Origin of the sequence: Salegentibacter sp. T436, from assembly GCF_001932675.1 — a bacterium.
Taxonomy (GTDB): Bacteria; Bacteroidota; Bacteroidia; order Flavobacteriales; family Flavobacteriaceae; genus Salegentibacter; species Salegentibacter agarivorans.
In genome coordinates this window covers 590,675-611,638 of record NZ_CP012872.1, presented here as the reverse complement: position 1 = coordinate 611,638, position 20,964 = coordinate 590,675, and the positions used below count along the sequence as shown (strand labels likewise).

The window sequence follows — 20,964 nt, the reverse complement described above, 5'->3', positions numbered from 1 at the left end:
TTTTGAGCAAAATTATTTGAATTATGAATAAGAACTTTGTAGAAGAACTTACCTGGAGAGGTATGGTGCATGATGTCATGCCTGGAACCGAAGACCATTTAAAAGAAGGAATGCGTGCTGCTTATGTGGGCATAGACCCAACGGCCGATTCCCTGCATATAGGCCATCTTGTGAGCGTGATGATGCTTAGACATTTTCAGCTTTGCGGGCATAAACCTTTTGCTTTAGTGGGTGGTGCTACAGGAATGATTGGTGATCCATCAGGGAAATCTGCAGAACGAAATTTGCTTGACGAAAAAACCTTACGGCACAACCAGCAGGCTATAAAAAACCAGCTTTCTAAATTTCTTGAATTTGGAAAAGAAGAGGAAAATGCTGCCGAAATGGTAAATAATTACGACTGGATGAAAAATTTCAGTTTTCTGGAATTTATTCGTGATGTGGGGAAGCATATTACGGTAAATTATATGATGGCCAAAGATTCGGTTAAAAAGCGCTTATCTTCTGATGCTGCCGAGGGAATGTCTTTTACCGAATTTACTTACCAGTTGGTTCAGGGTTACGATTTTCTGCATTTATTCAGGGAAAAAGATTGTACGCTGCAAATGGGCGGTAGCGACCAGTGGGGAAATATCACGACCGGTACCGAGATGATTCGCCGTATTGGAAATGGAAAAGGCTACGCTTTAACCTGCCCGCTAATTACAAAGGCTGATGGGACTAAATTTGGGAAAACCGAAGGCGGAAATGTTTGGTTAGATCCAAACCGTACTTCTCCTTATAAATTCTACCAATATTGGTTAAACACCAGTGATGTTGATGCTGAAAAATATATCAAGATCTTTACATTGTTAAGTAAAGCCGAAATAGATAAAATTGTTGACGAGCATAAAGAAGCGCCTCATAAACGTGTGCTTCAGAAAACTTTAGCCGAAGAAATTACGGTAATGGTTCATTCTCGAGAAGATTTTGAGAACGCGGTAAAAGCTTCTGAAGTCCTTTTTGGAAAAAGTACCGCAGCCGATTTAAAATCTTTAAATGAAGCTACATTTTTAGATGTATTTGAAGGCGTACCACAAGCTGAAGTAGCTAAAGCCGAAATAGAAGAAGGCCTGGATATGATCGCGGCTTTATCGGCAAAAACTAATTTTCTGCAATCAAATGGTGAAGCCAGAAGGGCTCTTAAAGAAAATTCAGTTTCTGTAAATAAGGAGAAAGTAAAGGAAGATTATACCATCACTCCGCAAGACCTTATTAATGATAAATATGTAATTATTAATAAAGGAAAGAAGAATACCTATATTATAAGGGCAATTTAAGCTGCTGGTTGGTTTAATAAAATACAAAGCCCCACAAACAGGACGTTTATGGGGCTTGCAACTAACTAACCAATCTAATATGAAAAAATTTCACTTAGCCTGTAAGACTTATTTTAATCATAATTCATCTTACATTTAATAAGACGAGAAAACTGCTTAAAATTTACATGCTTTAATAAACTTTAACTATAAAGCACTGATCTTTAAGTTTTTATTGGCGAATGTTGATAGCAGAAAGCTTATAGAATTAGAAGGTTGCATCCCCGAATATCACTATTATCAAATCTTCCAAGAATTTCAGTTTGATCTTTCTGGATTTTTCTGCCTAAATCCTGGGTAGCAATAAATGAACAAGAGTTAAAATTAGCCAGGTCTATTACATTGATTCCGCCTGTTTTATGCGCTGGGAGATAGCTTAGCGCATCTTCGGCATCACGAATAAGAATCTTCATCCAGGGTGGAGTATCAAAAATTCCGTCTCCCTTTGAATAGGCTTGCGAAAGTAACTCGGTCATTCCGTATTCACTATGAATCTTTTCTACTCCAAAACCTTGAGAAAGAATTTGATGCAGTTCTGCTCTAATCATTTCTTTACGCCGGCCTTTCATCCCACCGGTTTCCATAATAGTAGTGTTCTTTAAGTTGAAATCGTAATTTTCAACTAAATCGAGTAGGGCGAAAGATACGCCTAGAAGAAGAATATTTTTTCCGCTTTTGTCTAGTGCTGAAAGTTTCTTTTGAAGGTTCTCAAGTTCGTCCAGGTAAAATCCGCTTTCAGGATATTTGCTTCGTTCTATAAGGCTATCGGCCATATAGATTAGCGAAGAGCCCCGGCGTTCTAAATAAGAAGGTAAAAGCGCTAAAACTACCATTTCTTCGGGTTTCCCGTAGAAAAGTTCAAAAGCTTTTAAAAAACTTTGCTCGTAAACCTTTAAATTGGTTACGTAATGTTTACTGGTGGTTAAACCGGTAGTGCCGCTACTGGTGAAAATTATTTCTTCTAAAGCTAAACCAGAAATTACCTTTTTCTTTTTGAAAAATTCTATAGGTAGAAATGGAATCTGTTCAAGAGCTTGAACATTTTTGGGATTCCGATTTAATAACTCGCAAAACTCCCGGTAAACCTTAGTATGCTGATATTGATAAGAAAATACTTCAAGAGTAATTTCATTAAAATCTTTCTGATTAGAAATATTAAAAATTCTTTCAGATAACATTCTCGTGGTTAAATTTAGAGAGGCGAAGTTAAGAATTCTAGGAAATGCGTGAAGTTTGCATTATCGCACCACTAATTTTCTGGTGGCAGAGGCTTCTTCTTCCTTGATTTTTAGAATATAAATTCCTGCACTAAGTGAAGAAACGTCAAGTTCTTTTCCTCTTAATTTGGTGCGTTGTACAGGTTTACCCAAAACATTGTAAATCTGGATTTCCTTTTCTTTATTTTGGGAAGTACTAATATAAACTTTCCCGTTAGTAACCGGGTTAGGGTATATAGATAGGCCCTCTATGGGAATTTCGGTTTTATTCCCCGAGCTGGTAGTATCCTGCGCATTCACTGCATTTGGCGCAGAGAATGTGAGGAAAATAGCTAATATGAAAGTATAGAAGTAGTATTGCTTCATTCTTTAATATCGAGGTTTATACAAAACTACAATAAAATTTCAAAAACGATGCCAGAATTATTGTGTATTTAATCATAATGTTATATTAAAAAAGGCTGCCCTTATCGGCAGCCTTTTCTTTGGCTAATACATAATTATTTAATAATGAGAATGCACTATTCTACCCAGCTAAACATTGCTACATCTACCGTAGCATCGGTTTCGTAAGTATCTTCCAGGGTAGCAGTTTCTCCTTCAATCTGAATTCCAGAAAGATCTGTTCTGGTTTCTTCAGCAATGTCAATAGCAGTTTCGTACCCGGAAAGTGAAAGTCCTGTGATTGTAGCGCCAGATTGTGCCTTAAATTGTAAAGCTACTCCACCGGTTTCTGAAACCGCAGTGAAGTTTTCAACTGTAGGGTTTCCATTTACACCGTCAGCTTCAATCGCAGTAGAAAAGTTTTCTATGGTATGGTAAACATAAGTGTTTGTTACGGCACCATTCCAACCTTCTGTCCAGTCTACAGCATCATCTTCGTTATTTTCCAAATAAAGGTTAGTTGCAGAAACCGATCCTCCAAAGAATTCAACTCCGTCGTCAGAACCATTTAAGATAGCAATGTTTTCGATATTGGTTTCAGAACCAACTGCGTAAAGGGAAAGCCCGTTGTATTGGGATTCTGAATTTATTTGCGCTCCCGCATCTGCAAGTATAAGATACTCGATAGAACCTGAATTGTCTTCAGGATCGTCACCACCGTAGATAATACCGCCAACTTCTGCAGTTGCATCAATACCGGCTGTAGTTTCTGCATTACCTGCAATTACAAGTCCGCCCCAGCTTCCAGGTGCCCCAGAAGTAGAAGACATAACTACAGGTTTTTCTTCAGTTCCCTGGATGTCTATCATTGCTCCCTTTTGAACAACTAGATAAATGCTAGTTCCATCGTCATTATCATCACTTCTTGCAGTAATTTTAGTTCCTGCAGGAATAGTTAAGGTCGCACCTTCCTCTACTGAAACCACACCGTTAATGATGTATTCTGAATTTCCATCTAATGAGAAATCTTCATCTATAGTTCCGGGTAGAACAGAAACTCTACCACGGTTGTCTACCCAATCAAACATCGCGGGGTCTACGGTTTGAGCTTCAGAATAATCCAAATCCAATTCTGCGGTAGCACCGTTTAACTGTATTCCGGAAAGGTCGGTTCTTGTTTCTTCAGCGATATCTAAAGCAGTATCGTATCCAGAAAGTGATAGACCAGTAATAGTTGCCCCCGATTGTGCTTTAAATTGTAAGGCAACACCACCGGTAGAAGAAACTGCGGTGAAGTTCTCGATAGTAGGATTTCCATCTACACCATCTGCCTCAATTGCAGTAGAGAAGTTTTCAATACTGTGTAGTACGTAAGTATTTGTAATGGTACCGTTCCATCCCTCTGTCCAGTCTACAGCATCATCTTCGTTATTTTCTAAATAAAGATTAGTAGCAGCAACTGAACCTCCAAAGAATTCAATTCCATCATCAGAACCATTTAAGATCGCAATATTTTCTATAGTTGTTTCAGATCCTACTGCGTAAAGAGAGATCCCGTTGTATTGTGATTCTGAATTAATTTGCGCACCGGCATCAGAAAGTACAAGGTATTCTATTGAACCCGAATTGTCTTCAGAATTGCTTCCACCATAGATAATACCCCCAACTTCTGCAGTAGCATCAACACCAGCAGTGCTTTCAGCATCACCGGCAATTACGAGTCCGCCCCAGCTTCCTCGTTCACCGTTAGAAGACCTCATAACTACCGGAGCCGAAGATGTACCCTGAATGTCTATCATCCCTCCTTTTTGTACTACGATATACACTCCTGTCGCGTCTTCATCTGTATCAGCAACAATCTCGGTTCCAGCGGGAATTGTTAATGTCGCTCCCGATTCTACTGAGTAAACACCGGTAAGATTGTAAATTTCACTCGCGTCTAACACGCGGTCATCTTCAAGGTTGCCGTTAAGTTCTGTGCCTTCAGGGGTTGGGGTTGGATCGTCGCCATCCAGTCTTTCAAAATCATCGTCAGAGCTACACCCTGAAATTGCCAGCCCTAGAGCAAGGGCCAAGGTTGGTAAAAACCGGTTTTTAAAATTTTTCATAATTTAAGTTTTAATAAAAATAGAATGGTTAATATTTATGGTTAAAATGAATAGTTGATTCCTAAGCTCAAAATTGCCCCTCTTGTATAGGACCTTACGGTTTGGGTGGTTTCTATACCCGTAGAGCTGGGTCTAATATCCTGCACTCTTTCTATTTCAGGATTTAGAAGGTTTTGCCCACGTAACTGGAAATCCCAGTGATCACCAAGACTTTTACTTACTATAAGGTCTAATGTTACAAAGCCTTTTTCTATAATCTCGTCGTTATAAAATACATCTCCTTCGTTTTGGGCTTCTGGTGCTCCAAGCGCATAAATTTTATCTGAAGCATAATTTCCGACTATAGAAGCTCTAAATGGATCGTCTGATTCTGTAGAGAAATTAAGTGAGCCATTAAAGATCCAGTCTGAGGCGCCCTGCAAACCTATTTCACTTTTATTATTGTATCTGAAAGTTCTAATGAAACTTTCACCATCAAAAACCTCTCTAAGGTCTTGTTGGTGCCACATTCTTGAAGCATTGAACGCGATTTCTAGGTCTAAACCTTCGGGACTTTCGTTATCGATTAGCTCCAGCCTCGTTTCAAGTTCCAAACCGTAAATGTTTGCTTCTTCCCCAGCATTGAAATAAGAGAATACACCCGCTGCACCTCTATCCTGTACTTTGTTGATAGGATCTTCAATATTTTTATAGAATCCGGTTAAAGAAATTAACTGACCTGATGTTGGGAAAAATTCATATTTTAGGTCGAAGTTCAGGTTATTGGAGGCTGCCAAATCTGGATTACCACGGGTAACTTGCCCGGTTTGAGAAACATATTCAAAAGGTGCAATTTCTTTAAATTCCGGAAGGGTAATGGTTTTGCTGGCTGATAACCTAATGTTGGAATTCTCGGTTGGTGAATATTTAAAATTCAAACTAGGATAAACATTGTTGTAAGATTGATTGGAAAACTGTGGCCGGTTTGCGGGATAGTTATTTACCCTGAAATCTACATTAAGTTCGTCTTTTTGGAATCTGGCACCAAGGTTAAGGTTCCAGTTGTTTTTACCATAGTTAAAGCTTACAAATCCACCATAAGACTGTAATTCGGCCTGGTAAAAATCGGGCGTAAGCTCGTTAATTTTAAGGTTTCCACTTCTAAAATTATCTATGGTAAAAACGCTGGAAAGATTATCTAATGAGGTTGGGTTATAGGTATTGGTAGGCCGCTCTATAACTCCGTAAAATCGCGAAACAAAATCTCTTTGTTTGTTACGGTAATTTCCGCCAAAGTCTACGAATATGCTTTTGGTTTCTGCATCATCTTCCGGTTTGCTATAAGTAATTTTATCTTCTACAAAAGCATTAATTTCATTATCCTCAATCTTTTGGGACGACTTTCTTTGCTGATAACCACCCATTCTTCCCAACTGAATAAAATTTTCGCCGTCGTAATTTACTTCGTTTCTAATACGGTTTGGTTCATCGGCATTAACAAGATTATATCCTACGCCCCAATTCAATTCATTTTTTTCTGAAAAATTATGGATTCCGTGGAATTGATTTATCCATAACCTTGTTTGTTTGATATTCTGATCGCGTACAAACTGGTTCAATCCCTCCGCAGGGCCGGTTTCTTCAAACACAACTCCTTCACCATTTCTGCCGCTTTCGTAAACTTCATCGGTAAGTTTATTTATAAAGAGGCTGGTTGCTTTTATTTCGTGATTATCAGAAACTTCATAGATAGCATTCAGCATCCCGGTAGTATTATCGGTTTGAGTGAAATTCTCTACATCGGTAAAATAATCGTAACGGTTGTTGTTTCTGTATTCGGTAAACTCCCCTTCACGATATTCAAATTTACTGGATTGAGACGCTGTTAAAAGTACTTTTAGATCTTCGCCAAATTTCTTTCCGGCGGTTAAAGCATACCTTCTGTTTACAGGGGCATTTGCAGTTTGAGGGTCCCAGGGCTGGTTGTATAAAGTATATTGAATGGGAATATTTTGCTGATGAAATCCGAAATAAGCGTTGTCCTGATTCGGACTAACCTTAAAGTCTGAAAATTGTCCTACTGCATTGGTATTTACCCCAACTCTAATTCCAAAATCAAGTTCCTTGCTTCCTGCAAGTTCGCGTGATTCTATATTTATATTCCCGGAAGCCTGGTCGGCCGAGTAAGAAGGTGAATACGTCTTGCTTATTCCCACACTCTTAATAACACGGGTTGGAAAAAGACCCAGATCTATGTTTTTACGCTCCACATCGTCTGATGGAATAGGCAAACCGTTTAGTGTAGAATATAGATAACGATCTCCCAATCCCCTCACAAAAATATCTCCCGAAGCTTCACTACTGGTAACCCCAGATATCTTTGTGGTGGCAGTGCCGGCATCAGTAACCCCAATTTTGGCTAATTCCTGGGCACCAATACTTTCCTTAATTTGAATTGCACTTTTTTGTTCTAAAAGTAAAGCAACTTCAGAATCCTGTCTTGAAACCGTAGAAATAACAACTTCGTCTAAAGCTGCTGCACTGGCTCCAAGACCGGTGTTTACTTCGGTAACTTTTCCTGCTACTACTTCAACATTTGGAATTTGCAATGTTTCGTAGCCTATAAAGCTAAATTCTACTGTATAGGTTCCGGGTTCAATATTTTTTAGGGAGTATAGCCCGTCAAAATCTGAAGTGGTTCCTTTGTTTGTTTCTTTAATGATTACATTCGCAAAAGGAAGAGGTTGTCCCTCCACTTCATTGTCAGATAATTTTCCGACAATACTACCGGTTGTATCATTTTGCGCTTGCATAGCTACACTTAAAATAAGTAAGCTCAGGATAGATAAATACTTCTTCATTACTGTGTTTAGTTCTCTGGCGCAAATTAACGGCAGCATTGTAAAGCCTCTGTTAAGCTGAAATTATGTGTTTATGATTATAATGTTAGCTTAAGGTTACCAAAGGAGTAGAGCTTACGTAAGTTCAAATTTATGGTTACTTTTACCTCACATTATACCAAATCAACTAAACCAAAATGAAAAAAAAGGACATTAAAATCTTACTGGTAGACGATGAACCGGATATCCTGGAAATAGTGGGATATAACCTTTCAGCCGAAGGATACCAGGTAATTACTACAGATAATGGCGCTGATGCTGTAAAACTTGCCAAAAAGAAGAAACCGCAGCTTATTATCCTTGATGTAATGATGCCTGAAATGGATGGGATTGAAGCTTGTGCACAAATTAGAAAGCTGCCAGAGCTGGAAGAAACCATTATTACTTTTCTTACCGCACGGGGCGAAGATTATTCTCAAATGGCCGGTTTTGATGCGGGAGCCGATGATTATATTACTAAACCAATTAAACCTAAAGTGCTGGTGAGTAAAGTGAAAGCTTTGCTTAGAAGATTTAAAGATGATACCGCATCTTCTAATGTGGTGAAAATTAAAGATCTTATTATTAATCGCGATGAGTATAAAGTGATTAAAAGCGGCGAAGAAATTATTTTACCAAGAAAAGAATTCGAATTACTTTCTTTATTAGCATCAAAACCGGGGAAAGTTTTTAAAAGGGAAGATATTTTAGATAAGGTTTGGGGTGCCGAAGTTATTGTTGGCGGGCGAACCATAGATGTTCATATTAGAAAACTTAGGGAGAAAATTGGAGACGAATGTTTTAAAACCGTAAAAGGTGTAGGCTACAAGTTTGTTGTTTAATGGCAAAAAAGTTTAAACGCTCATATAAATTCGCAATAAAGACTTCACTTTATATCACACTTGTTTTGAGTGTGGTGTTGGCAGGTTTTGCATATTTTACCAGCGGATTTATTCCCGGGCCCTTTTTTGCTTTTATTTTTATAACCTATTTGGTATGCTTTTTTATAATTCAGTATAGAGTAGAACATTTTATATATAAAAGAATTAAAAAGATCTACGATAATGTTTCCCTTTTAGATTCTACCACTCTAAAACCCAGCCAGGTTACTACAGATATGGCTACGCTTACCCGCGAAGTTGAAAAATTTACCAAAGATAAAAAGCTGGAGATAGATACTCTTAAAGTTCGTGAAGCCTATAGGAAAGAATTTATGGGAAATGTTTCGCATGAGCTTAAAACACCACTTTTTACCGTTCAGGGATATATTCTTACGCTGCTTGATGGCGCAATGAAAGATAAAGCGGTGCGAAAAAAATACCTGCAACGTGCCAGCAAAGGTGTAGAACGCCTTATTTATATAGTGCGCGATTTAGATATGATCACCAAACTGGAGGCCGGGGACCTACATTTAGAAGAGGAAGATTTTAATATTGTGGAACTTGTGCAGGGCTCATTTGATCTTTTGGAAATGAAAGCAGCCAAAAAGAACATCACCCTAACTTTTGATATTGATTACGACGAACCTATTTGGGTAAATGCCGATAGGGATAGAATTCAGCAGGTCCTTACCAATTTAATCGTGAATTCTATTAAATACGGAAAGGAAGATGGTACTACTGAAGTTAGCATAGAAAACCTTATCAAGAATAAAGTGATTGTTCGTGTAACCGATAATGGTGAAGGAATAGAAAAAGAAAATCTACCGCGTGTTTTTGAACGTTTTTATCGTGTAGATAAAAGCGGCTCCAGGAAGGAAGGTGGCTCTGGCTTAGGACTTTCTATCGTAAAGCATATTATTGAAGCGCACGATGAAAAAATTTATGTAGAAAGTGTTTTTGGGGTAGGTAGTGAATTTTCATTCACGCTGGAAAAGAGCAAAAATATCCCCGAAATTACTTCTGAAATTTAGGTTGCTAAAGCCTGAAAAATCTCTTAAATCCTCAAGTTTTGAAATTTCAAATTTCTCTTGTTTGCAAAAAGGAGCTATTCCTAACTTCATAAAACGTTCAGCTAAATATTCCTGTTCGTACTGGCCGGGAGTGGGAATAAAGAATGCTTTTTTCTCCAGTTTAGCCAAATCCATTATACTGGTATAACCAGGCCTGCATATAATAATTTCACTACTTAGAATTACTTCTTCCAGTTCTTTAAAAGTTAGATAGTTTATAATTTCCAGGCTTTTGTTTAAAGAAGTAATACTTTCCCCGCCTATTATCCCTCTTATAAAAACAATTTTTTTATCTGAATTTTGGAAGGTCACAAGTAATTTTTCTTCCAACATTGTTCGCTGAGGTTCTGGACCAGATAAAACTACTGCGAAGTCATATCTTTTTTGTCCTCGGAATTTATTAAATCGGCTCAGTGGACCAAGGTATTTTACGTTTTCGGGCATTTCTTTTAAATGCCCCATTATTCCGCTTAAATTTTTACTGCCGGGAGTATCGGGAATCCAGCATTCATCAAATTTTGAAATATATTTTTGATGTAATTTACTGCTTAAATAAGTAGTATTTCCACTTAGCACATTTAACTGGTGTGTGATAAAAACCGAAGTGATTTTTGTATGCCGGCATCCAAATCGGTTATCAGAGATTATTCCGTTTAAATTATATTCATCAACAAATTCTTTTATCGCTTTTTTTTCAAGTCTTATAGCACGTAGAATACCTGGAGTTTCAGTAAATAATTTCCATTTAAAAGAACTCGCAGATTTGCTATAGGAAATATTATAGGAGGGAAGTTCCAGGCATTTAATATCTGGGAATTCTTTCTGTAATAACTGTAACGCCACTCCATCTGAGGCGATAAAAACTTCAAAATTATGATTCAGTAATTCATTGATAATAGAAATAGAACGTGTAGCATGACCAAGCCCCCAGTTTAAAACAGCCACTAAAATTCTTTTCTTCTGCATATATCAAATATAATATTAAGTGCCTGTGCGCTATTTTCTTTAATTTTACCAAAATATTAAATTAAGGCGTGGGAAGTAAGAATAAATTAAGACGATTCAGGGAGAATGAAACATTTGAAAATGTGATACAACCCTCTCGGGAAGAGCTGGAGAAAGATCAATTCAGTTTAAAAGGAAAATGGAATAAAGATTTTTTTAAAAATGATAACCCTATAGTACTGGAATTAGGCTGCGGAAAAGGAGAATATACCATTGGCCTTTCTAAGCAGGATGCTACAAAGAATTTTATAGGAATAGATATAAAAGGCGCCAGGTTTTGGAGAGGTGCAAAAACTGCTATAGAAGAAAATCTGGAAAACGTAGCTTTTTTAAGAGCTCAAATTGAATTAATAGATCGCGTTTTTGCCGAAAATGAAGTAGATGAGATCTGGATCACTTTTCCCGATCCTCAAATTAAATACAAGCGTACCAAGCATCGCTTAACAAATGCTGAATTCCTTCAGAAGTATAATCATATTTTAAAACCTGAAGGTCTGGTGAATCTTAAAACCGACAGCGAATTTATGCACGGTTACACGCTTGGCTTGCTTCACGGTGAAGGTCACGAAATTCTATATGCGCATCACGATATTTATGAAAATGAATATTCGCCCAAAGCGGTTAGGGAAATTCAAACTTTCTACGAAAAACAGTATCTTGACCAGGGAAAACCTATAACTTACATTCAGTTTAGGATAAAATAAGTCTCTTTGGAGGAAACAAAACTTTTTCTAATTACTTATTTCGCGGCCTTGCTTGGGGTGATTCCTCCCGGTTTGGTGAATATGACCGTGGCTAAAACCTGTGTTGAAAAAGGAAAGAAAAATGGGCTTTATGTTGCGTTGGGTGCCACAATTATAGTAATTATTCAGGCAACAGTGGCCGTGTTACTCGCTAAATATATATTCGGAAATGAATTTGTTCAGAATATTTTATTACGTGCCGGCCTGGTAATATTTATTCTCCTTGCTGTTTACTTTTTTATTCAGGCAAAGAAACGGGGCGGCATAGAACATAAATCCCGCAAAGCAAATTCCAACAGTATTTTTAAAGGAATGCTCGTGGCGGCCCTAAATATTTTTCCCGTTCCGTATTTTGTGGCTATTGCAGGAGCCCTTCATATTGGCGTTGGGGCCACTTACGATTGGTCCCGAATTATAGCCTTTATTCTGGCTGCATCCATGGGAAGTTTTACAACACTATATGTTTACGTACTTTCCTTTATTAGAATTGAAAAACAGGCTGAAGCATTTTCAAAATACTCCAATTATTTTATGACCGCCCTAATGCTTATTTTGGTAATTGTAACACTTTTAAGAATTTATTACTCTTAGGTTTGGAAGAAAAGAACTTTTTTGAAAGGGTTTATGAAGTAGTGAGACAAATTCCAAAAGGGAAAGTGACTTCTTACGGCGCTATAGCAAAAAGCGTAGGTGCCGCAAAAAGTGCAAGAATGGTTGGGTATGCAATGAATTCGGCTAAAGATCTGGACGATGTGCCGGCGCACCGGGTGGTAAATAGAAACGGACTCCTTACCGGCAAAAGTCATTTTGGAGATCATAGCGCGATGCAGCAAATGCTAACTTCTGAAGGGGTTACGGTAAAAGATTATAAAGTTCAGGATTTTAAAAAGCACTTTTGGGATCCTCAGGAAGATTTGAGATAAATTTTTCTTCTGAAGTTTTACTATAATGGGGCTTTATTATTCCATAGATCAATTATGGGTAAATACTTCGTTTTCTTAGCTTTTCCCCCTATATTTGCGTTTAGAATGAATCTATATAAGCTGATGAGATTTTAGATAAAACTCGCTATTTCAGCTTAAAATTGTCCTGATATTTTTGGGATTATAAATATCTTTTAAATGAAGTTAGACAGAAAAGAAATATTAAAATCGCTGGAAACTATTTCTGTAGCCGGAGAAGGCAAAAATATGGTAGAAAGCGGGGCTGTTCAAAATGTAATGACTTTCGGTGATGAGGTGGTTGTAGACCTGGTTTTACAAACTCCTGCCTTGCATATTAAAAAGCGGGCAGAAGTGGATGTGATGAAAGCAATTCACGAACATGTAGAACAAAAAGCCAAAGTTAAAGTAAATATTAAAATAGAGTCTACCTCTAAAAAACCAGAAATAAAAGGGAAAGCAATTCCCGGGATTTCTAATATTATAGCCGTGGCTTCAGGAAAAGGAGGCGTAGGTAAATCTACAGTAACCGCTAACCTTGCGGTAACTTTATCAAAGATGGGCTTTAAAGTAGGAATTTTAGATGCCGATATTTATGGGCCGTCTATCCCTATGATGTTTGATGTAGAAGCTTCAAGACCACTTTCAGTAAATGTAGATGGGAAATCTAAAATGAAACCTGTAGAAAACTACGGGGTGAAAATTCTTTCTATCGGGTTCTTTACCCAACCAAATCAGGCAGTTATTTGGCGTGGACCAATGGCTTCTAAAGCTTTAAATCAAATGATTTTTGATGCGGCCTGGGGCGAGTTAGATTTTCTTTTAGTAGATCTACCACCGGGAACGGGAGATATTCATCTTTCAATTATGCAGTCTCTTCCTGTAACAGGATCTGTGATTGTAAGTACTCCACAAAACGTGGCTTTAGCCGATGCTAAAAAAGGAGTAGCGATGTTCCGTCAGGAAAGTATAAATGTGCCGGTACTGGGAATAATAGAGAATATGGCGTATTTTACTCCAGAAGAACTTCCTGAAAATAAATATTATATCTTCGGAAGAGAAGGTGCTAAAAACCTCGCAAAAGATATTGAGGCGCCATTTTTAGGCGAAATTCCGCTGGTACAAAGCTTAAGAGAATCTGGTGATATTGGCCGTCCTGCTGCTATGCAGGAGTCAACACCCCTGGAAGAAGCTTTTGAAGAAATTACCCGTGGGATGGTTCAGGAAACAGTGAATAGAAACCAAAGTCTGCCTCCAACTGAAGCGATTAAGATCACTACAATGGCAGGATGCAGTGCAGTTAATAAAAAATAGATGACGAGCGAAGAAGTTAAATTAAATGTAGAAAAGGCCCTGGCTGAAATCAGACCTTTTTTGGAGAGTGACGGGGGCAATATTTCCCTTATCGCTATTGAGAACGATCGCCTGGTTAAGGTTCGTCTGGAAGGCGCATGTGTAGATTGCACAGTAAACCAGATGACGCTAAAATCTGGGGTAGAAATGACTATTAAAAAATATGTTCCACAAATAGAAAGTGTGATCAATATTCAAAGGTAAGCACCTGGCTTACTATCAAATTTACCAGTAGAATGATTAAAACCGATATACTTATAATTGGCGCAGGGCCAACGGGCCTTTTTGCGGTTTTTGAAGCAGGATTATTAAAACTAAAATGTCATTTAATAGATGCACTGCCGCAACCTGGCGGGCAATGTTCCGAAATTTATCCTAAAAAACCTATCTATGATATCCCGGGCTTCCCCGAAGTATTGGCAGGAGACCTGGTAACTAATCTAATGGAGCAAATAAAGCCTTTTGAACCGGGTTTTACTCTGGGAGAAAGAGCTCAAACCATAGATAAACAGGAAGATGGTAGCTTTATAGTTACCACTAATAAAGGAACAAAACACCACGCCCCGGTGGTAGTAATTGCCGGTGGTCTTGGAAGTTTTGAACCAAGAAAACCACCTATTGCCAATATCACCGATTTTGAAGATAAAGGCGTAGCTTATATAATTCGGGAACCAGAAGATTATCGCGATAAAAAAGTAGTAATTGCCGGTGGGGGTGATTCAGCATTAGATTGGGCTATTTATTTAGCCGATGTTGCTTCAGAAGTTTCACTGGTACACCGAAGAAATGATTTTCGTGGAGCGTTAGATTCAGTAGAAAAAGTAGAAGAGCTTTCAAAAATTGGAAAGATAAATCTTATTACCAATGCTGAGGTTACCGATCTTAAAGGAGAGGAAGAACTGGATAGTGTAGTGATTACTCACAAGGATTCCGCAAGAGAAAAAGAAATTAAAGAAACCGATTATTTTATACCATTATTTGGGCTTTCGCCTAAATTAGGGCCTATTGCAGATTGGGGTCTGGAGATAGAGAAAAATGCGATTAAAGTTGATAATGCTTACGATTATCAAACAAATATTCCCGGGGTTTATGCCATTGGAGATGTGAATACATATCCAGGCAAATTAAAGCTGATTCTTTGTGGTTTCCACGAAGCAGCGATTATGTGTCAGAGCGCTTATCAACGCATTTTCCCAGACAAGAAATATGTGATGAAATATACTACCGTAAGTGGCGTAAGCGGATTTGACGGCAGTAAGAAAGAAGCAAAAAAAGAAGTTGTAAAAAGTATAAATTAAAACAGAAAAATTCAGTTGTAGTGTCGTCAACCTGTCCCGAAGTGGCGGGATGGTTTCAGGTTCTAAGAGCTTAGATTCTGAAACGAGTTCAGAATGACGTCCATCTTGAATATTCTTTTATTAGAAGATATGTCTGATATTAAAATAACCATTATAGACAGGGAAGGCGAAGCCCACGTGGTAGACGCTCCAACAGATATGAATATGAACCTTATGGAAGTGGTTCGCTCTTACGAACTTGCTGCCGAAGGAACCATTGGTATTTGTGGCGGTATGGCAATGTGTGCTTCCTGCCAGTGTTATATTCTCAATTTTGAGCATATGCTGCCCGAACAAAGTATTGAAGAGGAAGACATGCTGGATCAGGCATTTTTTGTGGAAGACAATAGTCGTTTAAGCTGCCAAATTCCCATTACTGAAGAATTAGATGGGCTGGAAGTAAAGCTTGCTCCTGAAGCACCTTAATTCTTCTATCGAGTAGATAGTGATCACCATTCTGAATTCATTTCAGGATCTAGGTGGTGAAATCTTTTGAGCTTCTAGCTCAGGATAGGGGATTAGAAATATTAAATAAACCTCAAAGGTTATCAAAACCTTTGAGGTTTATTTTTACAGAAAAAATCTCTTTAAATCGTTTGCAGGTTTTTAGAATCTATATTTTCTGAAATCTCTTCTTCAATGCCTTTCCAAAGCTCTAACCGGGCATCAAGCGCTTCTTCAGCGGTAATTTTTACTTCTTCCCATTTCTCCTCATCATTTCCACAGAGTTCTGCTACCATTTTAAAGGCCATAGGCCCGTGCTCATCCCCGTCTAATTCTATATGACGATCAAAATAATACTTAAATAGACTTAAATCTTCTTTTGGGAAATTTTGTTGCACATTTTCTATAATAGAAGTGAACATGCCGGGAATAAGTCCTTCGCGTCCAAAGGTGAAGGCTGCAGCTATTTTATGCGGTTTTTCTTCTGAAATTACTTCAAAGGTATTTTTTAGAAATATCTTAATATTAAGCGGGAGTTTTGTGGCTGCAATAAGTAAAAAAATATCGGTGCCGTGGGTCACCTGGAGCAAAAAATCTTTTATCCTGCCAGTATCGGCGCCACTTTTTTCCATCGCGTCAAGATACATCTCAAAATGGCTTTGATGATCGCCAAAATAATTGACATCGGTTTCTTCAGCAAGTACTATTTCATTGATTAAATAACGAGTTTCAGGATTGCCTACAGGCACCCAGGGATTGGTGGTTTTGGTAAGTTTTTCCTGTAAAGCGGTTAGCAAAGACATAAAATCCCAAACAGCAAAAACGTGATGCTCCATAAAGATTTGAAGATGCTCTGGAGTGGTTATTTTTCGATATAAGGAATGATCTAAAAGTTGATTTATTTTAGGCTCTAGCGCTTTATTTATCTCTTTTATCCTATTTTTTTCTCCCATTTTGCAAAAATAAGATTCTCTTTAGGATTTATAAAATTTAAACATTCATTTAAAACTGAATTAACGCTCAATTTCAGCTTTTTAAAGTATATTCAAAATATGGCGAAACAGTTTTTAAATTCATATAATGTCATTGTTTTTTATTCAAAAAAATCAAAAGATTATTTGAAAATAGACGGTGTGGTGGCTAAAAATCCCAAACCACTTAAAAAAGAATGCTGTGAAAAATATAAAAAGGGCAAACGTTGTAAACGCTGCCCTTGTTTTGATTTGTTGTAGTTGAAGTGAAACGTCCCTCTGAACTTTTTTCAGTACGTCATCCTGAACTTGTTTCAGGATATAAAATGTTTAGAATTTTAATAGGCCCTCTTGCTGAAATGAATTCAGCTTGAAGATTTTATGTATTTAGTAAAATGTCTATTTACTGAAAAGCCGGAATCCCGGTAATATCCATTCCCGTAATTAATAGGTGAATATCGTGTGTGCCTTCATAAGTAATTACACTTTCCAGATTCATCATATGGCGCATAATACTATACTCGCCGGTAATTCCCATTCCGCCTAAAACCTGCCTTGCTTCCCGGGCTATTTTTATGGCCATTTCTACATTATTTCTTTTCGCCATAGAGATCTGAGCCGAAGTTGCTTTTCCTTCGTTTTTAAGAACACCCAGTCTCCACGCCATAAGCTGCGCTTTGGTGATCTCGGTGATCATTTCTGCTAATTTTTTCTGCTGAAGTTGAGTGCCGGCAATTGGTTTATCAAACTGCACGCGCTCTTTTGCATAACGCAAAGCGGTATCATAGCAATCCATTGCTGCACCAATGGCGCCCCAGGCAATTCCGTAGCGGGCAGAATCAAGGCAACCTAAAGGAGCGCCAAGTCCGCTTTTATTAGGCATTAGGTTTTCTTTTGGAACTTTTACATTGTCAAAAATAAGTTCGCCGGTGGCGCTGGCGCGAAGTGACCATTTGTTATGTGTTTCTGGAGTAGAAAAACCTTCCATTCCGCGCTCCACGATAAGTCCGTGGATTCGTCCATTTTCATCTTTTGCCCAAACAATGGCTACATCGGCAAAAGGTGCATTAGAGATCCACATTTTAGCACCATTCAATAAATAATGATCGCCTTTATCTTTAAAGTTGGTAGTCATCCCACCGGGATTAGAACCGTGGTCCGGCTCGGTAAGCCCAAAACATCCCATAAATTCTCCCGAGGCTAATTTTGGTAAATATTTTTTGCGTTGTTCTTCGGTGCCGTACTTATAAATAGGGAACATTACCAGGGAACTTTGAACAGATGCGGTAGAACGCACGCCACTGTCGCCTCGCTCAATCTCCTGCATAATGAGTCCGTAGGAGATTTGATCCAGACCAGCGCCACCGTATTCTTCCGGAATATATGGGCCAAAAGCTCCAATTTCAGCTAAGCCGCTAATTATAGATTTAGGGAATTCTGCTTTTTGAGCAGCGTCTTCAATTATTGGGGAGACCTCGCGTTTCACCCATTCTCTGGCGGCATCGCGAACTATTTTATGTTCATCGGTAAGCAGCTCGTCAATATTGTAATAATCTGGAGCCTGGAAGTTATCTGTTTTCATTTGTGTGGTGTTTTACACAAATGTAACCAAGCTTTTGAAAGCAAACAATTTTAAGATTATAATTTAAGATAGAAGTCTTTTACAAGATTTTTGTAAGCTTCTGTATAATTATGTCGTGAAATTTCAATGATAAGTTCATTCTCTTGCAGCTCAATTTCTTTAAAGCTAAAACTCAATAAACTTCTTTTTATTGCTGATGTTTCATTGCCGCGTACCCTGGTGATTTTCTTCGGAAAAAGACCAAATTCACTGGCCAGGGCTAAAAAATATTTTTCTTCTTTATGTGGAATAATTGTATTGAACTCCCCTTCTGGATGAAGCAATTTTGACACGCCTTCTACTAATTCTGAAAAAGGCAGGGCTTCAGCAAAACGTGCCTTATTTCTACTTGCGTTTTCTGAAGTATAATCTTCCGCATAAAATGGCGGATTGGAAATTATGAGTTCATATTTCTCTTCATCCTGCATTTCTTCTACAAATTCATCAAAAGCCGCGTGATAACAAAATAGCCTGTCTCCCCAATTGCTTTGTTCAAAATTGTCTACAGCTTGTTCGTAAGCATCTTCGTCAATTTCTAAAGCATCAATAAGAAGGGCAGGGGAGCGCTGTGCGAGCATTAATGTAATTAAACCTGTTCCTGTGCCAATATCCAGAATGCTGTCTGGTTGGTGCTCCAGGGAAGCCCAGGCGCCGAGTAAAACGCCGTCGGTGCCAATTTTCATGGCGCAGCGATCTTGTTCTATCTTGAATTCTTTAAACTGAAATGCTTTTTCTGACATTTGGTAAAATTAAAAAAACCGCTTCAGATTAGTGAAGCGGTTTTTGATTTATTAGGATTTCCGCCTGCGCGGAAATGATAAATTTTAATTACTCTCCTAAAGCAACTCTTTCGAAACCTACAACAGTAAGATCTGAATCTACAGATTTTACGTAGTCTGCAACGCTTTGTTTTCCGTCTTTAATAAAAGCCTGGTTAACCAAAGTGTTGTCTTTAAAGTAACGCTGAATTTTTCCTTTTGCTATTTTATCTAGCATATCTTCAGGTTTTCCTTCCTGGCGAAGTGTATCTTTAGCGATCTCTACTTCTTTGTCTATGGTTTCCTGGTCTACACCTTCTTCGTTAAGTGCGATTGGGTTCATAGCGGCAGCTTGCATAGAAACGTTTTTTGCAGCTTCCTCAGCTCCTTCAGTTTGTTTTGAAAGACCAGTAATTACTGCAATTTTGTTCCCTGCGTGAATATAAGAACCTACGAAAGGAGCTTCTAAAGTTTTAAAAGCACCAATTTCTATTTTTTCACCAATTACACCTGTTTGCTCAGTTAATTTATCTTCAACTGAAATCCCGTTGTAATCTGCTTTTAGTAATTCTTCTTTAGAAGAAACTGTTAAGGCGATATCTGCGAAGCTGTTGGCCATTTTTACGAAATCATCGTTTTTAGCAACAAAGTCGGTCTCACAGTTAAGAGAGATAATAACACCTTTAGTGTTATCGTTGTTTACTTTAGCGATTGCAGCTCCTTCAGCTGATTCTCTATCGGCTCTTTTAGCAGCAACTTTCTGACCTTTTTTACGAAGTACTTCAATAGCTTTATCAAAATCACCATCTGCTTCAACAAGTGCCTTTTTGCAATCCATCATACCGGCACCGGTAGATTTTCTTAATTTGTTTACTTCTGCGGCGGTTATCTTAGCCATAGTATTGTGTTTTATTTAAAAAAGTCGCTTAGAGACCAACTGTTAGGAAAGAAACTAAACGACTTTTTTGGATGTTATAAAATGTTGTTTTATTCTTCTTCGTTAGATGAAGCTTTGTCTAAGGTTTCTTTCTTAGACTCAAGTTTTACATCTTTCTTGGCTTCTTGCATTGCCTTTTTATCTTCGGCATCTTTAGAAGGAGCTTCAGCTTCTGGTTGCTTTACAGCAGCCTTTGGTGCTTTTGGCTCTTTTTCTTCATTTTCTGCTTTCTCTTTTTTAGAATCTTTAGAAGCTTTTCTTTCAGAAAGGCCTTCTACAATAGAATCTGCAACATAAGAAACCACTTTGTTGATAGACTTTGAAGCATCGTCATTAGATGGGATTACGTACTCAACCTCACGAGGATCTGAGTTTGTATCTACCATAGCGAAAATTGGAATGTTTAATTTTTGAGCTTCTTTAATAGCAATGTGTTCACGAGTAATATCAACTACAAAAAGCGCTCCTGGAAGTCTGCTCATATCAGAAATAGAACCAAGGTTCTTTTCTAATTTAGCTCTTAAACGATCTACCTGAAGACGTTCTTTTTTAGAAAGTGTATTAAAGGTACCATCTTTCTTCATTCTATCAATAGATGCCATTTTCTTAACAGCTCTACGAATAGTTACAAAGTTGGTAAGCATACCACCGGGCCAACGCTCGGTAATGTATGGCATGTTTGCTTTTTCAGCTTGTTCGGCTACTATTTCTTTAGCCTGTTTCTTGGTAGCTACGAAAAGTATTTTTCTACCGCTGGCTGCAATTTTTGCAAGGGCATCACCTGCCTCCTGCATTTTAGCAGCACTCTTATATAAGTTGATGATGTGAATCCCATTACGCTCCATATAGATATATGGGGCCATATTTGGGTTCCATCTTCTTGTAAGGTGTCCAAAATGTACACCTGCATCAAGTAATTCTTTTACTTCTACTTTGTTTGCCATTTTTGTAATAGTTTACTTTCTGTTGAAGATAGCA

Annotated in this window: 21 protein-coding genes; 11 read left to right on the top strand and 10 right to left on the bottom strand. The window is 38.0% G+C overall.

The features are described 5' to 3' along the window. Window positions 1-23: 23 nt before the first annotated feature. Window positions 24-1,319 (top strand): tyrosine--tRNA ligase, encoded by a 1,296-nt coding sequence (gene tyrS, locus AO058_RS02615; protein WP_075325102.1) that lies wholly within the window; start codon window positions 24-26, stop codon window positions 1,317-1,319. Between the two features lie 239 nt (window positions 1,320-1,558). Here the strand turns inward: tyrS and AO058_RS02610 are convergent, their stop codons facing one another. From AO058_RS02610 to AO058_RS02595, 4 genes are all read right to left on the bottom strand, one after another. Further along, a complete protein-coding gene (locus AO058_RS02610; protein WP_075325101.1) occupies window positions 1,559-2,536 on the bottom strand; it encodes a LuxE/PaaK family acyltransferase in 978 nt (325 codons plus the stop codon). 60 nt (window positions 2,537-2,596) lie between these two features. Next, a complete protein-coding gene (locus AO058_RS02605; RefSeq protein WP_075325100.1) occupies window positions 2,597-2,941 on the bottom strand; it encodes a T9SS type A sorting domain-containing protein in 345 nt (114 codons plus the stop codon). A 155-nt stretch (window positions 2,942-3,096) separates the two neighbouring features. Next, window positions 3,097-5,067: a hypothetical protein gene (locus AO058_RS02600; RefSeq protein ID WP_075325099.1), complete on the bottom strand. Its 1,971-nt coding sequence runs from the start codon at window positions 5,065-5,067 to the stop codon at window positions 3,097-3,099. 41 nt (window positions 5,068-5,108) lie between these two features. Continuing rightward, window positions 5,109-7,907 carry a TonB-dependent receptor gene (locus AO058_RS02595; protein WP_075325098.1) on the bottom strand — a complete coding sequence of 933 codons (2,799 nt, stop codon included), beginning with the start codon at window positions 7,905-7,907 and terminating at the stop codon, window positions 5,109-5,111. Between the two features lie 176 nt (window positions 7,908-8,083). Here AO058_RS02595 and AO058_RS02590 point away from each other — a divergent pair, with 176 nt between their 5' ends. Beyond that, window positions 8,084-8,767, top strand: coding sequence for a response regulator transcription factor (locus AO058_RS02590; RefSeq protein WP_075325097.1), 684 nt, complete (start codon window positions 8,084-8,086; stop codon window positions 8,765-8,767). Beyond that, window positions 8,767-9,837 carry a sensor histidine kinase gene (locus tag AO058_RS02585; RefSeq protein WP_075325096.1) on the top strand — a complete coding sequence of 357 codons (1,071 nt, stop codon included), beginning with the start codon at window positions 8,767-8,769 and terminating at the stop codon, window positions 9,835-9,837. The genes AO058_RS02590 and AO058_RS02585 overlap by 1 nt, the downstream gene beginning before the upstream one ends. Here the strand turns inward: AO058_RS02585 and AO058_RS02580 are convergent. Then, window positions 9,784-10,842 (bottom strand): glycosyltransferase, encoded by a 1,059-nt coding sequence (locus tag AO058_RS02580; protein ID WP_075325095.1) that lies wholly within the window; start codon window positions 10,840-10,842, stop codon window positions 9,784-9,786. The genes AO058_RS02585 and AO058_RS02580 overlap by 54 nt on opposite strands. Window positions 10,843-10,910: 68 nt before the next feature. Here AO058_RS02580 and trmB point away from each other — a divergent pair, with 68 nt between their 5' ends. The 7 genes from trmB to AO058_RS02545 all read left to right on the top strand — a co-directional run bounded on the left by trmB (window position 10,911) and on the right by AO058_RS02545 (window position 15,681). Further along, window positions 10,911-11,585, top strand: a complete 675-nt coding sequence (gene trmB, locus AO058_RS02575) for a tRNA (guanosine(46)-N7)-methyltransferase TrmB (protein WP_075325094.1) — start codon at window positions 10,911-10,913, stop codon at window positions 11,583-11,585. Between the two features lie 6 nt (window positions 11,586-11,591). Continuing rightward, the gene (locus AO058_RS02570; RefSeq protein WP_075325093.1) at window positions 11,592-12,215 is read left to right on the top strand and encodes a LysE family translocator; all 624 of its coding nucleotides are present in this window, start codon (window positions 11,592-11,594) and stop codon (window positions 12,213-12,215) included. A 2-nt stretch (window positions 12,216-12,217) separates the two neighbouring features. Beyond that, on the top strand, window positions 12,218-12,547 hold the full coding sequence (locus AO058_RS02565; RefSeq protein WP_075325092.1) for an MGMT family protein: 330 nt from the start codon (window positions 12,218-12,220) through the stop codon (window positions 12,545-12,547). Between the two features lie 198 nt (window positions 12,548-12,745). After that, window positions 12,746-13,879, top strand: a complete 1,134-nt coding sequence (locus AO058_RS02560) for an Mrp/NBP35 family ATP-binding protein (protein WP_075325091.1) — start codon at window positions 12,746-12,748, stop codon at window positions 13,877-13,879. Further along, a complete protein-coding gene (locus tag AO058_RS02555; protein ID WP_075325090.1) occupies window positions 13,880-14,122 on the top strand; it encodes a NifU family protein in 243 nt (80 codons plus the stop codon). 32 nt (window positions 14,123-14,154) lie between these two features. Continuing rightward, window positions 14,155-15,216 carry an NAD(P)/FAD-dependent oxidoreductase gene (locus tag AO058_RS02550; protein WP_075325089.1) on the top strand — a complete coding sequence of 354 codons (1,062 nt, stop codon included), beginning with the start codon at window positions 14,155-14,157 and terminating at the stop codon, window positions 15,214-15,216. Window positions 15,217-15,345: 129 nt separating this feature from the next. After that, window positions 15,346-15,681: a 2Fe-2S iron-sulfur cluster-binding protein gene (locus AO058_RS02545; protein ID WP_075325088.1), complete on the top strand. Its 336-nt coding sequence runs from the start codon at window positions 15,346-15,348 to the stop codon at window positions 15,679-15,681. 161 nt (window positions 15,682-15,842) lie between these two features. Here the strand turns inward: AO058_RS02545 and AO058_RS02540 are convergent, their stop codons facing one another. Next, window positions 15,843-16,652 carry a DUF3050 domain-containing protein gene (locus AO058_RS02540; protein WP_075325087.1) on the bottom strand — a complete coding sequence of 270 codons (810 nt, stop codon included), beginning with the start codon at window positions 16,650-16,652 and terminating at the stop codon, window positions 15,843-15,845. 99 nt (window positions 16,653-16,751) lie between these two features. On the opposite strand from AO058_RS02540, the gene AO058_RS02535 reads away from it, so the two are divergent. Next, the gene (locus tag AO058_RS02535; RefSeq protein WP_075325086.1) at window positions 16,752-16,931 is read left to right on the top strand and encodes a hypothetical protein; all 180 of its coding nucleotides are present in this window, start codon (window positions 16,752-16,754) and stop codon (window positions 16,929-16,931) included. A 142-nt stretch (window positions 16,932-17,073) separates the two neighbouring features. On the opposite strand, the gene AO058_RS02530 is transcribed toward AO058_RS02535, so the two are convergent. From AO058_RS02530 to rpsB, 4 genes are all read right to left on the bottom strand, one after another. After that, the gene (locus AO058_RS02530) at window positions 17,074-18,252 is read right to left on the bottom strand and encodes an acyl-CoA dehydrogenase family protein (RefSeq protein ID WP_075325085.1); all 1,179 of its coding nucleotides are present in this window, start codon (window positions 18,250-18,252) and stop codon (window positions 17,074-17,076) included. A gap of 56 nt (window positions 18,253-18,308) precedes the next feature. Further along, window positions 18,309-19,031 carry a tRNA1(Val) (adenine(37)-N6)-methyltransferase gene (locus AO058_RS02525; RefSeq protein ID WP_075325084.1) on the bottom strand — a complete coding sequence of 241 codons (723 nt, stop codon included), beginning with the start codon at window positions 19,029-19,031 and terminating at the stop codon, window positions 18,309-18,311. Between the two features lie 88 nt (window positions 19,032-19,119). Beyond that, window positions 19,120-19,947, bottom strand: coding sequence for a translation elongation factor Ts (gene tsf / locus AO058_RS02520; protein WP_075325083.1), 828 nt, complete (start codon window positions 19,945-19,947; stop codon window positions 19,120-19,122). An 89-nt stretch (window positions 19,948-20,036) separates the two neighbouring features. Then, the gene (rpsB, locus tag AO058_RS02515; protein WP_075325082.1) at window positions 20,037-20,930 is read right to left on the bottom strand and encodes a 30S ribosomal protein S2; all 894 of its coding nucleotides are present in this window, start codon (window positions 20,928-20,930) and stop codon (window positions 20,037-20,039) included. Between the last annotated feature and the right edge of the window lie 34 nt (window positions 20,931-20,964).